Genomic DNA, 13,303 nt, shown 5'->3' with positions numbered 1-13,303 from the left:
AGCATCGCTGCCATGAATCTGAGCTCGCAGCTGAACTACAACATGCACCACGGCGCGGAGGATCTGCGCATCATGCTCACCACCGACATCACCAACAACTTCCTACCGGCATCTTGGCAGGATTCGCTTTCTGACCTCAGCTTTTCCGTGATCGGGCTGTGGGATTCCATCGTGCGCGGCGTTTCCGTGCTGCTGTGACGCAGCAACGCCTCACCGAGCGTTTCCTGCCCGTGCCGTCGCTTTGAAAATCGCCGACGAATTGGGAGTATAAAGAGTATAAAGACACCCCCGTGTATAAAGAGTATAAAGACTCAAGGAGGCACGGATGCGTAATCCCTTCATCCCCACGTTCGGCGTTTCACCCGTCGTGCTCGGCGGCGACGGCAGCCTCACACGCAGCTTCGGCGCCGGCCTGGACGGCGGACCCGGCGACCCGAGGCGAACCCTGCTTATCTCGGGGCCGCGTGGCATCGGAAAGACGGTCGCGCTCAACGAGCTCGAAGACGAAGCCGCCGGCCATGGCTGGATCGTGCTACGCGCTCAGCCGTACGAGCTGGTCGAACCGCTGGTTGCCACCGTGATCCCGCAGGCGCTCGCCACGGTACGACAGCAGGACCCAGAGCGGCGACGCATCACGGGCGTGACGGTCTCCGGCATCGGCGGGTTTTCAACCACCGCCGCCCCGGGTGAAAAGCCGGCCCCCTCCTTGATCGGTTCACTGAACACTCTTTGCGACGAGCTGCCGCCCGAATCCGGCGTACTGATCACCCTGGACGAAGTCCAAAGTGTCAACGCGAAAGAGCTGTGGCAACTCACGGCCGCGGTGCAGGATCTGCGCCGCGACGGGCGCGACATCGCCTTCGCCGCCGCCGGGTTGCCTGACGGCGTGGAGTCGCTACTACAACACCCGGGCACCACGTTTCTGCGCCGCGCCCAGCACGCCGTGCTCGCCCCAATGACGCCATCAGAGACACTTTCGGTACTGAGGGATACCGCGGCACGAGGCGGCGTCGAGATCCCCGACGGGGTACTCACGGACGCCGCGGCGCTGACCCGCGGCTACCCCTTTTTAATCCAGCTCCTCGGCTACCACCTGTTCGAGCGTGCGAGCCGCCGGGACCAGCCCGTTTCCCACGACGACCTCGCGGCAGTGACCCCAGACGTGTTGAAAACACTGGGCGACTTGGTCCACCAACCAGCGCTGCTACACCTGCCCGCCGCCGAGCTCGAATACCTTTCAGCGATGGCCGAAGTACAGGAGGGCCAACAGGCGGTGCCAAGTGCTGCGATCGCGCAACACCTGGGCAAACGCGTACAGCAAGTTTCCATGGTGCGGCAGAAGCTCATCGACCGTGAGCTGATCTACTCCCCTCGCCGGGGTGTGCTCAACTTTGTCATCCCCCACATGGGCCACCACCTCAACCAGCGAAGCACGCGCGACACCGGCTGGGATTAGGGTTACGCGCCGCGCTTGATGCTGGTGATCTTCTTGCCGCGGGCCAGCTCGTCCACAAGCAGGTCCATCTGGCGGATCTTGCGCATGAGGTCCTCTTCGACCTCCTCGACGCGCACGCCACACACCTTCCCGGTGATCAAATCGGCGTTCGCGTTGAGCGCCACCGCGTCGAAGAACTCGCGCAGCGTCTTGCCCGACTCGGCTTCTGATTCCAACTCCCCCGGCGCAAGCCCGGTGAACCAGCCGAGCACGTCGTCCAACTCGTCGCGGCTGTGACCCTTGCGCTCAACCTTCGCCAGGTAGTTGTTGTAAATGTCGCCGAACGGGTACGCGTATACCCGCTCCAACTTCGCTTGCTCATCCATGCCCGCAACCATATCCCCCGGGGCGGTTCCCTCGCCGTTGCGCATTTTCATGGACACGCAGGCTCTTGTGCGCGGAAGTAGGGCGGCTTTAGTGTCGTCGATAGGCGGCAGCAGGGGGCTGCCGCACGACACCGAGGGGGACCCATGCGATTCGACACCTACGAGCTGTACTACCTGGACACTTACGACGAGGAAGCGGCGGACCTCGCCGACGACCTCGGGATCGAACACGACGATCCGTACTTTGACGAAGACATCGCCTGCCACTTAGACGCCGACTACGTCACCGACACCGGCCTGAAAGTCGCCGTGATCGTGCACGACATCGACACCCACGAGGTCGAGCTCGCCATGCTGCAGCCCGGCAGCCCGCAAGCGCCCGAGTGGTACACGCCGGAGGACGCCGCGAACGTGGTCGCCGAGCTCGGCCGCATCCTCGTCGCGCTCGATGACAAAACCGTGAAAATCGTCGACCCGCAGGATCCCGCGTTCGCGCTGAAGCGCCGCGCGTCGTTCGAGGCGGAGGACATGTCCACCGCCACGCTGGCGATGGTGCAGAACTCGCAGGACAACGCGCTCTACACCACGTTCTGCATCGAATTTCGCCCGAACATGAACTCCGATTTCACGTTCCCGGTCGCAGTATTCGCGTTCGACCCGCGCGAGGGCAAGCTTTCGGGGCACATGCTCATCGACGACAACCCGTTCGCCCCACCCACCTTCAACCGCGCCCAGAAGAAGATCGTGGCGCGCAGGATCAACGACATCCTAGAGTCCATCCACGCGGCCATGCACGAAGATCGCACGATCAGCCCGTTTAAGAACCTGGGCCCGCAGTTCCGTTCCGAAGGCCTGCCGTCGATGGAGGCGGTGGACACCCACCACGCCATCGACCAGGCTATTGCGTACCTCGAGCAATGGTGGGATGAGCGGGCGTCTTAGAAACGCTCGTTGGGCACGATGATCGCGCGGCCGGCGACTTGGCCGTCAACGAGTTTCTGGTAGGCATTTAAGCCCTCATCCAGCGAGTATGTAGTGTACTGCGGCTCCAGGTGACCTTGCTGCAGTAGCGCGACCAGCTCGCCGAGCTCCGGCAGAGTACCCCAGTAGGTCTTCACCAGCTCGGCCTCGTACGGCTCCTTGTACCACTGCCAGCCGTAATCGCTGCCCGCGGCACCGAGGCCGACGATGGACACGCGGCCTTGCGTGGCCACGGATGTCATCGCGGTCTCCACAGTGGGGCCGATGCCGACCATGTCGAAGACGGCATCTACGCCCCACCCACCGGTGAGCTCACGGATTTTCGCGGCCTGATCGTCGCCGGAAGCAACGGTGATCGCGCCGTACTTCTCAGCCTCGCGCAGCGCTTCTTCCTTGGTGTCTGTGGCGATGATCGTCGCGCCGGTCATGGCTTTGAGGATCTGCACTGCCAGCAACCCGAGCCCGCCAAGGCCGATCACCAGCGCGGACGAGCCGGCCTTGTTCAGCTTCGGCAGCGCCAGTTTGATGGCGTGGTACGGGGTCAAACCGGCATCGGCAAGCGCGGAGGCCTTCACTGGGTCCGCCTCTCCCAGCGGCACGAGGTTGCGCGCCGGCACGACGACGTACTCCGCCATGCCTCCGTCACGACCCAAACCAATGCCCAGGTAGCCGACCTGGGCGACGTTTTCGCAGAACGTGTCCTGGCCGATCATGCAGAACCGGCAGTAGCCGCAGCCGACCGGACCGTAGACCACGTACGCGGCGCCGCGCTCGATTCCGTCGACGCCTTCACCGATCTCGTCCGCCCAGCCTGCGACTTCGTGGCCGAGGGTGAACTGCGGCGCGCACAACGGGTTTGTGCCCTCGACAAAGTCGTTGAACACGGCGACGTCGGAGTGGCATGCGCCCGAGGCGGCGACCTTCAGTACCACTTCGCCGGGGCCGGCGGTGGGCTTGTCAACGTCAACGATCTGCGGAAACGTTTGGTAGTCGGTGTAGCGGATGGCCTTCATGGGGTGGGGCTCCTTTGGTCGTCGATAGGCACTCTGCCCCACCCATCGTATTTAAGGAAGCAGCCCTTGGCTGTGTGCCCAGCCGAATCCCGCAGCACCCAGGCCGATAAGCCCCAGCAGCACGCCGATGATGATCGCAATCGGCGAGTCGGAGCTGCCGGAGGGCTTCTCGCTTGGCGACGGCTCCGCCTTCTTCTGCGTAGGCGCCGGCGCGGGCGCAGGCTTCGCCGTCGCAGTCGACGTCCCCACCGGCGCGGCCTTCAGCCGCTGACGGGCAAACGTTTTCAGGTTCTCGTCCGCGTCGGAGGCGAGGACTTCCTTCAGCACCTTATCCATCTCCGCTGGGGTGTACTCGAGCGCGGAAACGTTGAAGGTGTCGTCGAAGACCTGAGCGCCCTCGGAGTTGGACACGGTGATGTGCAGCGGCACGACGGGTGTGTCAATGAACGCGGCCGGTGAGACCTCGATATCCACCGGGGTGATGTAGTTCGAGTCGCCCTTGGCAAAGTAGCTGTCTTTGAACTGCCCGACTCCATAGTCCGCAACCACCGTGAAGGTGTCGTCGGTGGACCCTAAGTTACGCAGCTCACCCTTGATGATGTTGGTGTCCGCGTGGGTGACAATGCCGTTGTCATTGTGCAGGCTACGGGCGAGGCTGAAGCCGACCTTGCCGTCGTTCTTGCCGGTCGCGGCTGCGGCGGAGATCAGTTCGTCGACTTCGGCGCGCTCCTCGTCCGCGAGCACTTCCGGGGTGTCGGCGGTGTCGTCGTAATCGCGCACGCCCTGGCCGATGTATTCGGTTTTGAACAGCAGGTTGTCCCAGTCCGACGGGATGACGTAGTCGAAGTCGTCGTTTTTGGGCTTGTAGCGGGAATTGTCGTCGGCGTTCGGGATGGTCTCGTTGGTGCGCACCTCCTGGTCGGAAAAACCGAATGTGGAGAATTGGTGGGCGTAGCTCATGGTGGACTTGTACTTATCCAGCCAGTCGTAGCCGGCGCGGTAGAACTCCACCGACGGGTCCTTGGTGTCCACGAAGCGCACGGGACGCTGGGCGGTGTTGTCTTGGGTTTCACGCCCCCAGTGCATCAGCCCCAAGGTGTGGCCGAACTCGTGGAGGATGGTGTTGCGCAGCAGTTCGTCGTTGTTGGTCACGTCGCCGGAGATGAAGAAGGTGGAGCCGTTGACCTGGCCTAAGCCGGTGACGTTGCGCTTCGCGCCTTCGTCGAAGCGGGTGCCGATCAGTGCCGAGCGGAACACGGAGCGTCGCGCGCCGAGCAAGTGTTTGGCCTGATCCTCCAGCTTCTTGGTGCGGCCCAGCTCGTCCAGGCCGCCGAAGTACTCGGCGGTGTAATCCTCGGTCTCACCGCCCTTGCGCTCTTTCGCGGTCATGCTGGCCATGGATTCGCTGACGTAAGTCTTGCCGGCGTCGATGTGCAGGTTGATGCCGTTTTGGTCGAACAGGTCTTCCAGCTCTTTGAAAAGCGACGGGTTCGGCGCGTAGCTCTTGGTGTTCGCGGTGGCGCAGGCGGCAAATTCGGCGAAATCATCGAGGGTGGCGGCGAAGCGTTCGGAGCGGTCGCAGCCGATCGTCTCCCACTCGGACTTCATCCAGTTGACCTGCAGGAACAGGTCTTTGCGGTCGGGGTCTGCACCCCAGCGGTGGATGGGCAGGTACGTGCCGTCGGCAAGCCTGAGCCCCTCGGTCTCCCAGGAGTCGCGCAGCCCATCGCCGTCGGTGTCGAGGGCAGATTCTTGGGTGCTGATTGCCACGGACATACCTGCGCTTATCGACGCCCCCGGAGCAACCGTGCGCTCCCACCTCGCCGCCTGGTGCTTGGCACCGTTGTTCGCGCCCGAAAGGGCCGCCGCCTGAGTCGCCCCCGTTGCCACCGTGTCCGGCGCGGTGAAGCGCACGTCGGTGATGTAACCACCGGACTTCGGCTGCACCACCACGCGGTCACCGTCCTGGTTAGCCGTAATACCTTCGGCAAAAGGCACGACGTTGGCCAGGTCAATGCCCACCTCCGCCGCAGTTTGGCCCGTGTTTTTCACGGTCACTGTGGCGTTGACCTGGCCGCCGTCGATGCGGTAGGTCCGCGTGATGAGGAAGTTGGTTTGTTGCAGCGTGTAAGTGAGCACGTCGGCGGTGCCGTCGGTGGTCACTTCCGGCTGCGCAAACAGGTCGGGAACCACCACGTCGCCGTTGGTGCGCACCTCCATGGAGGTATCGAACTGGTGGTTGTCCGCCTGGGACGCGGGGTGCGAATAGTCGAACCGGCCAGTGCCACGCGGGGTGATGAAGCCGTTGACAAACGGCTCGGTGGGGTTGGAACGGTTCACTGTCGCATCCGGCTGGGTGGTGCCGAGCGTGACTTTCGCATCCGCTACCGGCGCCATGGGCGCCACGGTCGCCGCGAGTGCAGCGCACAAGGACACTGCCAGGGTTTTCTTCGAAATATTCATGTCAATGTCCTTTTCTAAAATCCGTAGTGCTTCAGTTGCGCCCGAATGGCGTCCTGATTGAGGAAGGCCGCGTACCCCACACCCGCGATCATCGCGAGCAGGCCGAGCACCACCGCGATCCATCCTCCGGAGGCCGACGAGCCGTCCGACGATCCGGCCGACGAACCGATGGACGAGCCGTCGGACGAACCCGAGGACGTCCGGTTCTGCTTTACCGCCGGGGCGGGCGTGTCGGTGGCGGTAAACGCGTACTCCACAATCTTCGTCGAGCCGTCCGGGAACGTCACCTTCATCGGCACCTTCAGCACGGTGCCCACCGGCACGTCGCTGTTCGGTTTCGCGGTGAGCTCGCCGGTAGCCCGGTCGTAGAACACTTGCCAGCCGTCATGGTCGAACTCCGCCAGCTTGGCGTTGTGGTTGAGCCCGGTGCGCACGGTCGCGGCTTCGCCGACTTCAGCGGTCACCCCAGCCACTCGCGGGGTGAAGCGCGCCGCGTCCGAGGCCGCCGTGACCTGCGCGGTGATCTCCTCGGTGCTGCCGTCCGCGTAGCGCACGCGCACCGTCACCGTGTAGGGGGTGTCCAGTTGCGCGTCGGCGGGAAGCTTGATTTTCAGCGAGCCAGTTCGCCTATCGACGCCCACGTTCCGCAGCCCCCCACCATCAACCACAGCAAACGTGGTGCCAGCCGGCACGGAACCGCTCAGCTTCACGGTCGCGGTGCCGCCAGGCGCTGCCGACACATCGGCGTACGAGGGGGAATGGGCGGCGGAGAGGGCGGAGCTCGTCGATACGCGAACGCTCGCAGTAAGTTCTGCGGACGACCCGTCGGCGAAGTACGCGATGACCGGCACCTTCACCTCACCCTGCTGCGGCGCGAAAACGCGCAGGTTGCCGGTGTGCTCGTCCACGATGGCGACCCAATCGCCCAGCGGCTGCGAGCGATCCACCTCGAACGTGGTGCCCTCCGGCAACACCGCGGCGCCGGTGCGCAACACAGTGATGCCCTCGCCGGGACGCACCGACAAGCCCTCCTCGTAGCCCAGCTCGGTGGTGTGTGCGAGAAGCGGATCGCCGATCTCCACCTCAGCGGTGTAGGTGCGGGACGTACCGTCCGGGAACGTCACCTTCACCGGAATTTCCCGGATGCCGGGTGCCGCGTCCTTCGGCGGGGTGAAGGTGAGACGGCCGTTGTTATCGGCGCGAACCCAGTCCGCGTAGGCCGGCCCCACCTCGAAGCGGGTGCCTTCTGGCAGGCGGCGATCGACGTACACGAACGGACCGTCGGTAACAGTCGCGCGCGGACGGCCAGCCTGACGCGTCGACCCTGCCGGCACCGGAATCAGCGGGAAACGCACCTCGTGCTGCTGCGCCATCGGGGTTGGCTCATCCACCTCGACGGTAATTGTGTGGGTCTCGCCCGAGTCGCCCCGCACCTCGACGCGGTACTCGCCCGGTTCGGCATCGCGCGGCGGCCTAGCGACAACCGTGCCGTCGCCCTCCACCGTAATCCAGCTCTCCTCCGCCGGGAGCTCAGTGGTGGTGCCGTCCGGCTTAACCTGCGTGACAGTGCTGGTGCGGAAGTTCGGCGGTGTTGTGGTGTCGCCAGTACGAGTTGGTGCGGTGACCTGGGTCTGGCCGGGTTTGACCACCACACGGTCCCAATCGAACCGCGCCTTCGGCTTTTCCGGGTTGACTACGAAGCCGGGCAGCTGGACCTGCTGCCCCGCCTTTACGGTCACGTTGGCGGGCGGCGGGGCGACGTGGCCTGTGGGTACGCCGACGGTGACCGTGTAGTCGCCCGGTGGCAGGTCGGTGAGCTGGAACTTCCCGTTCGCGGCGACCGGAACGGAGTGGGTCTTGCCACGCGCGTCGCGCGCCGTGACAGTCGCGCCCGGCACCGGCTTGCCTGCGGGGTCGGCGACTTTGCCGGCCACGGAGCCGACCGTCGGCGCCGGCGGCTGCGTCGACGGCGGGGCAGGGGCCGGAGTCGGCGATGGTTTAGGTGTAGTGGACGTCGGTGTCGGTTTCAGCGTCGTGGGCTGAGCAGACGTCGTGGGCGACGGCTTCGAGGTCGTCGGCTGAGCAGACGTCGTGGGCGACGGCTTCGGTGCCGGTGCTGAAGTCGTCGGCTGGGCAGTCGTCGTCGGCGACGGCTTCGGAGTCGTCGGCTGAGCAGACGTCGTGGGCGACGGCTTCGGTGCCGGTGCTGAAGTCGTCGGTTCGGGTGTCGGCGTCGGGGTGGGTGCAGAAGTCGTCGGTTTCGGAGTCGGCGTCGGGGTCGGCTTTAGCTCGAGAGGAAAGTCGACGTTTTGGACCCCATTGACCGTCACGTTCCGCTGCTGCGACGTAGGCAGTACATACCGCGAAGGCAACGCTGTGACCTCGATGGTGGTCGTGCCCGTGGGCACCCCAGGAATCGAGTACATGCCGTTAGCGTCCGTCGTCGCCGTTGCTGTGCCGGCCTTGACAGTTACTCCGGCAACGCCTGTGCTGCCCGGACCGGTCACACGACCAGACACGGTGCCGGTCTCACGCATCGTGGAGAAATCCACGTCCGTCACGCCCGCCGTCGTGAGATTCTCCTGCTGCGCACCAGAAACCGAGTACCCGGCCGGTACACCATCAGTCACCTCAACCGACACCGAACCAGTCGGCACACCAGCAATCGAATAGTCACCATCAGCATCGGTCCGCGCCGACAGATCGCCAGCGCTCACCGTCACACCCGCAACACCATTGCCATCCGGATCAGTCACACGACCAGACACGGCGCCGGTCTCACGCGTCGTGGAGAATTTCACACCAGACACGCCAGACGTCGTCACATTGCGATCAAGCGGGCCATCAACCGAGTACCCATCCGGCACGGTGGCGGCATCAACCGCAACCGACACCGAACCAGTCGGCACATCAGCAATCGAGTAGACACCGTCGGCATTAGTAGTAGCCGTCTTGCCGCCGGCAGTCACCGTCACCCCCGCAAGACCATTGCCATCCGGATCAGTCACACGACCAGACACGGTGCCGAACTGCGACTTCGCGGCAGTCGTGTGCTGCCCAATCCAGTTGTCGCGCTTGTCGCTCACCACAACACCGGAGACTGTTCTCTCGTGCGTCGTCGTGGTGTCGCCGAACACCACGTCGTACGTGCCAGCCGGAACCTTGTTCACGGTGAAGTTGCCGTACTGATCCGTAGTCGCGGTGCGGCCGGCAATCGTCACGGGGGCGCCTTGCACGGGGGTACCGGAGTCGTCGATAAGCGAACCGCTCACGGTGATCGGGTAGACATCGAAGTCGGGGGCGGCGAGGCCCTCAGCAGCCTCCCACGTCTTTGGCTCCGGGGTAACAAAACCGGCCGGTGGAATCACGTTGATTTCCATCGTGCCGGAGGGCGACGGCATCGCAATCTCGTAGGAACCGTCGGGTTGCACTGGAGAGGTGAAGGTCTCGGCACCCTGGCGGATCTCCACCATCGTCTGCTTGTACTCATCCGCGGTTGCGTCGTGCATGGTTACTGAACCGCGGATGTCTGCATTGACGGTGGGGCGAGTAAACCGCGCACCGCCGCCACGCAAAGGCGTGGGGTACTGACTGCCTTTACCCGGCGCGAAGAGGGCCAGTCGCTCGCCCTGGCCAACCTGCACTCCTGGGAGCTCATACGTGATGTGGATGGTCGGATGCCCCGACGTGGAGGTCCCTTGGCTGCGGCGCGCCGTAACGTCGTAGGAGGCGAGGACCTCTTTGCCCTTCATGTGGTCCACGCGGTAATCGGCGATTTCGGGGATGCGCGTGAACACTGGGTCGTCGGCTGGAGCCTCTTCCCTCGGATTGGTGCTGTCTGCCGGCACAAAGTCGATGCTCACCGTCCGCACCGTCATGCCCGTGAGGAAAAACACGGACGCTTCCCAATCGCGTCCGGCGGTCCGCACGGTGCCGTTGTCGATGCCCGGCTGCTGCGTTGGCGCGATCTGCGCGTGCGCGACCGACCCGACGGGGCCAAGCGGAATTTCCGCGGCACCGCCCGCGAGCGCCAACACTGTAGCTACTGCGGTGATTCGCTTTGCACGCACGCAATCTTTACCGGGCAGAGACATGCGGGCTCCCAACTTTTTCAACGCTCGAACACGGCCAGAACACAGCAAAACGCTACCACTCAGTTGTATGCCCTATCCAACATTACATACGCCGAGGGTGCGCGCACGCGAGTACGCTCAGCGGAGGTTGCCGAGCACCGGTAACGTATGCGGAAATGTGCGTAAAGAAAGGCGGGAATTAGTGAAAATTGCAGTTCTGGGCGGCGACGGATTCTGTGGCTGGCCCGCATCCCTGCACCTTTCAGACCTCGGACACGAGGTCACGATCGTGGACAACCTGTCGCGGCGCCGCATTGACGGCGAGCTCGACGCGGAGTCGCTGACGCCGATCGCGACTATCGACGAGCGCCTGTCGGCCTGGAACGAGGTCTCCGGCAAAACGATCGGCTACGAAAACATCGACGTGGCCCAGGACTACGACGCACTGCTGGCCTTCCTCAAGGACTTCCAGCCGGACACGGTGATCCACTTCGCCGAGCAGCGCGCCGCGCCGTATTCCATGAAGTCCCCGCGCAACAAGCGCTACACCGTGGACAACAACGTCAACGCCACACACAACCTGCTCACCGCGATCGTGGAGACCGGCCAGGACATCCACGTCGTGCACCTGGGCACCATGGGCGTCTACGGCTACGGCACCGCCGGCATGAAAATCCCGGAGGGCTACTTGGACGTGCAGGTGGACGCGGGCGAAAACGGCATTGTGGAGCAGCAGATCCTCTACCCCACCAACCCGGGCTCGGTCTACCACATGACCAAGGTGCTGGACCAGCACCTGTTCGCGTACTACGCCAAGAACGACGAGCTGCGGATCACGGATCTGCACCAGGGCATCATCTGGGGCACCCACACCCCGCAAACACTTCGCGACGAACGCCTGATCAACCGCTTCGACTACGACGGCGACTACGGCACCGTGCTCAACCGCTTCCTCATGCAGGCGGCGATCGGCTACCCGCTGACCGTGCACGGCACCGGCGGGCAGACCCGCGCGTTCATCCACATCCGCGACATGGCGCGCTGCATCCAGCTGGCGGTGGAGAACCCGCCGGCGCGCGGCGAGCGGGTGAAGATTTTCAACCAGATGACGGAGACGCACAGGGTGCGGGATTTGGCGGAGCTCGTCGCAAGGATTGCGGACGCGGAGGTGCAGATGGTGCCCAACCCGCGCAAGGAGTCCGCGGAAAACGAACTCTACGTGGTCAACGACGCTTTCCTGGACCTCGGCCTAGAGCCGACGAAGCTGGAAGAAGGCCTGCTCGTGGAGGTCGAGGAGGTGGCGAAGAAGTACGCCGACCGCGCGGACCGCTCGAAGATTCCGGCGCGCTCGCTGTGGACCGCCGCGCAGTCCGCCGGCGTGCCGCACGGCGAGAAGTAGATGCGCATCGCGCTGCTCACCGAGGTCTTCCTGCCCAAAATCGACGGCGTGGTCACCCGCACCACCCGCCACTTGGACCAGTTGGCGGCGCTCGGCCACGAGGTGCTCATCTTCGCGCCCGGTAACCCGCCCGCCGAGTACGCGGGCTTTGAGGTTGTGCCGATCCGCTCGCACAGCTTGAAGGTCTACCCCGAGGTCAAGCACGGCATGCTGGGGCCGAAAACCTACCGCCGCCTGCGCGAGTTCAACCCGGACGTCGTGCACGCCGTCAACCCCATTTGGACGGCCGGCTGGTCCACGTTGGTGGTGGCGCGCCGCTACCCCGTCGTCGCCTCGTTTCACACCGACGTGCCGGAATACTGCCTGAAACTCGGCATCCCGTGGGTGAAACCGATCGCCGAGTGGGGGCTTCGCACCTTTCACGGCCGCGCCGGGCTGAACATGGTGACCTCGGGCCCGATGATGGACAAGGCCGCCGACTACGGCATCGAAAACGTGCGGCTGTGGCCGAAGGCGGTGGATACGGAAAGCTTCACCCCCGCCGCGCGCACCCGGGAGATGCGCAGCCTGCTTTCCGACGGCCATCCGGACGACCCCCTGATCATCTTCGTCGGCCGCATCTCGGCGGAAAAATCCGTGGACCGCTGTATTCCGATCGTCGAAGAGGTGCGCAAGCGCGTGCCCAACGCGCGCCTGGCGTTTGTGGGCGAGGGCCCGCTTTACGACGAGCTCCGCGCCAACCCGCCCGCCTGGGCCACCTTCACCGGGTATTTGTCCGGGGCGGACCTCAGTGCAGCCTACGCGTCGGGCGATGTACTGCTGTTTCCCTCCACCACCGAGACCTTGGGGTTCGCCGCGCTGGAGGCCTTCGCGTCCGGCGTGCCGGTGGTGGCGGCGAAGGCTGGCGGCCTGCCGTTTGTGGTGGCCGACGGAGAGACCGGCGTGCTGGTCGACCCGGAGGCGCCGGATGCAGCCTGGGCCGACCCGATCGAGCGTATTTTGACCCAGCCGGAGCTGCGCGAGCGCATGTCCGCGGCCGGCCGCGCCGAGGCGGAGCGCTGGACGTGGCGCGCCTCCACCGAGACGGTGCTGGGCTACTACGACGAGGTCATTCGAAGCGCAGGACGGTGACCTCGGCGGTCTCCCCGCCTCCGTATTCGCGGGTCTCGGCGCTCCCGCGCACCGTCGCCGCCGGGTCGATTTCCTGGTACGGCTCCACCCCCGGCCCGCAGGCGTCGACTTTGCGCGGGTCGAACCACTCGATCTCCGCGCGGCCCCCAGCGATCACGCCGATACCGGAGGCAGTCTCCCAGGCCTGGGTGTTGTCGTCGATGCCAGGCACGTCGTCCGGGTCGAAGCCGAGGCGCTGCGCTTCAGCCTTGTCCGTGTACGGGCAGAACACGTAGGCGCGTTCCACGTCCGGCCCCGCCACGTCCGCGACGGTGAAGTCCCCGGCGAGCGCGGCGTCCTCTAGCCCCAGCTCGGCGCCATGCGCGCCGCAGCCGGCCAGCACAAACACACTGGCGACGGCGGCGAATTTACGGTGCATGACC

At 64.9% G+C, this 13,303-nt stretch carries 10 protein-coding genes; 5 read left to right on the top strand and 5 right to left on the bottom strand.

The genetic code is table 11. From position 1 onward, the window contains the following. Positions 1-12: 12 nt before the first annotated feature. Both CAFEL_RS03605 and CAFEL_RS03600 read left to right on the top strand, forming a co-directional pair. Positions 13-198, top strand: coding sequence for a hypothetical protein (locus CAFEL_RS03605; protein ID WP_194560401.1), 186 nt, complete (start codon positions 13-15; stop codon positions 196-198). Positions 199-325: 127 nt separating this feature from the next. Beyond that, positions 326-1,456, top strand: a complete 1,131-nt coding sequence (locus CAFEL_RS03600; protein ID WP_194560402.1) for an ATP-binding protein — start codon at positions 326-328, stop codon at positions 1,454-1,456. Positions 1,457-1,458: 2 nt separating this feature from the next. Here CAFEL_RS03600 and CAFEL_RS03595 read toward each other — a convergent pair whose 3' ends face one another. Continuing rightward, positions 1,459-1,821, bottom strand: a complete 363-nt coding sequence (locus CAFEL_RS03595) for a DUF2200 family protein (protein ID WP_194560508.1) — start codon at positions 1,819-1,821, stop codon at positions 1,459-1,461. A 144-nt stretch (positions 1,822-1,965) separates the two neighbouring features. On the opposite strand from CAFEL_RS03595, the gene CAFEL_RS03590 reads away from it, so the two are divergent. After that, a complete protein-coding gene (locus CAFEL_RS03590; RefSeq protein WP_194560403.1) occupies positions 1,966-2,763 on the top strand; it encodes a hypothetical protein in 798 nt (265 codons plus the stop codon). Here CAFEL_RS03590 and CAFEL_RS03585 read toward each other — a convergent pair. Genes CAFEL_RS03585 through CAFEL_RS03575 form a run of 3 tightly spaced genes read right to left on the bottom strand, consistent with a single transcriptional unit; the run spans position 2,760 to position 10,348 of the window. After that, positions 2,760-3,815: an NAD(P)-dependent alcohol dehydrogenase gene (locus CAFEL_RS03585; RefSeq protein WP_194560404.1), complete on the bottom strand. Its 1,056-nt coding sequence runs from the start codon at positions 3,813-3,815 to the stop codon at positions 2,760-2,762. The two genes, CAFEL_RS03590 and CAFEL_RS03585, sit on opposite strands and share 4 nt — an antisense overlap. A 51-nt stretch (positions 3,816-3,866) precedes the next feature. Then, positions 3,867-6,278 carry a zinc metalloprotease gene (locus tag CAFEL_RS03580; protein WP_194560405.1) on the bottom strand — a complete coding sequence of 804 codons (2,412 nt, stop codon included), beginning with the start codon at positions 6,276-6,278 and terminating at the stop codon, positions 3,867-3,869. Between the two features lie 14 nt (positions 6,279-6,292). Continuing rightward, positions 6,293-10,348 (bottom strand): Rib/alpha-like domain-containing protein, encoded by a 4,056-nt coding sequence (locus tag CAFEL_RS03575; RefSeq protein WP_194560406.1) that lies wholly within the window; start codon positions 10,346-10,348, stop codon positions 6,293-6,295. A gap of 205 nt (positions 10,349-10,553) precedes the next feature. Between CAFEL_RS03575 and CAFEL_RS03570 the strand changes: the two genes are divergently transcribed. Both CAFEL_RS03570 and CAFEL_RS03565 read left to right on the top strand, forming a co-directional pair. Beyond that, positions 10,554-11,750, top strand: coding sequence for an NAD-dependent epimerase/dehydratase family protein (locus tag CAFEL_RS03570; protein ID WP_194560407.1), 1,197 nt, complete (start codon positions 10,554-10,556; stop codon positions 11,748-11,750). After that, the gene (locus CAFEL_RS03565; RefSeq protein ID WP_194560408.1) at positions 11,751-12,881 is read left to right on the top strand and encodes a glycosyltransferase family 4 protein; all 1,131 of its coding nucleotides are present in this window, start codon (positions 11,751-11,753) and stop codon (positions 12,879-12,881) included. Here CAFEL_RS03565 and CAFEL_RS03560 read toward each other — a convergent pair. Further along, positions 12,859-13,299, bottom strand: a complete 441-nt coding sequence (locus CAFEL_RS03560; protein WP_194560409.1) for a hypothetical protein — start codon at positions 13,297-13,299, stop codon at positions 12,859-12,861. The genes CAFEL_RS03565 and CAFEL_RS03560 overlap by 23 nt on opposite strands. Positions 13,300-13,303 lie beyond the last annotated feature (4 nt).

Origin of the sequence: Corynebacterium afermentans subsp. lipophilum, assembly GCF_030408375.1 — a bacterium.
Classification (GTDB): domain Bacteria; phylum Actinomycetota; class Actinomycetes; order Mycobacteriales; family Mycobacteriaceae; genus Corynebacterium; species Corynebacterium lipophilum.
The sequence above is the reverse complement of the archived record's forward strand: the minus strand, read 5'-3'. Positions and strand labels throughout refer to the sequence as shown.

Excerpts from the sequence above, each read along its gene's own strand:
- CAFEL_RS03595 (WP_194560508.1), bottom strand. The coding sequence starts at position 1,821 with ATGGATGAGCAAGCGAAGTTGGAGCGGGTATACGCGTACCCGTTCGGC.
- CAFEL_RS03580 (WP_194560405.1), bottom strand. The coding sequence starts at position 6,278 with ATGAATATTTCGAAGAAAACCCTGGCAGTGTCCTTGTGCGCTGCACTC.
- CAFEL_RS03585 (WP_194560404.1), bottom strand. The coding sequence starts at position 3,815 with ATGAAGGCCATCCGCTACACCGACTACCAAACGTTTCCGCAGATCGTT.
- CAFEL_RS03600 (WP_194560402.1), top strand. The coding sequence starts at position 326 with ATGCGTAATCCCTTCATCCCCACGTTCGGCGTTTCACCCGTCGTGCTC.
- CAFEL_RS03560 (WP_194560409.1), bottom strand. The coding sequence starts at position 13,299 with ATGCACCGTAAATTCGCCGCCGTCGCCAGTGTGTTTGTGCTGGCCGGC.
- CAFEL_RS03590 (WP_194560403.1), top strand. The coding sequence starts at position 1,966 with ATGCGATTCGACACCTACGAGCTGTACTACCTGGACACTTACGACGAG.
- CAFEL_RS03565 (WP_194560408.1), top strand. The coding sequence starts at position 11,751 with ATGCGCATCGCGCTGCTCACCGAGGTCTTCCTGCCCAAAATCGACGGC.
- CAFEL_RS03605 (WP_194560401.1), top strand. The coding sequence starts at position 13 with ATGAATCTGAGCTCGCAGCTGAACTACAACATGCACCACGGCGCGGAG.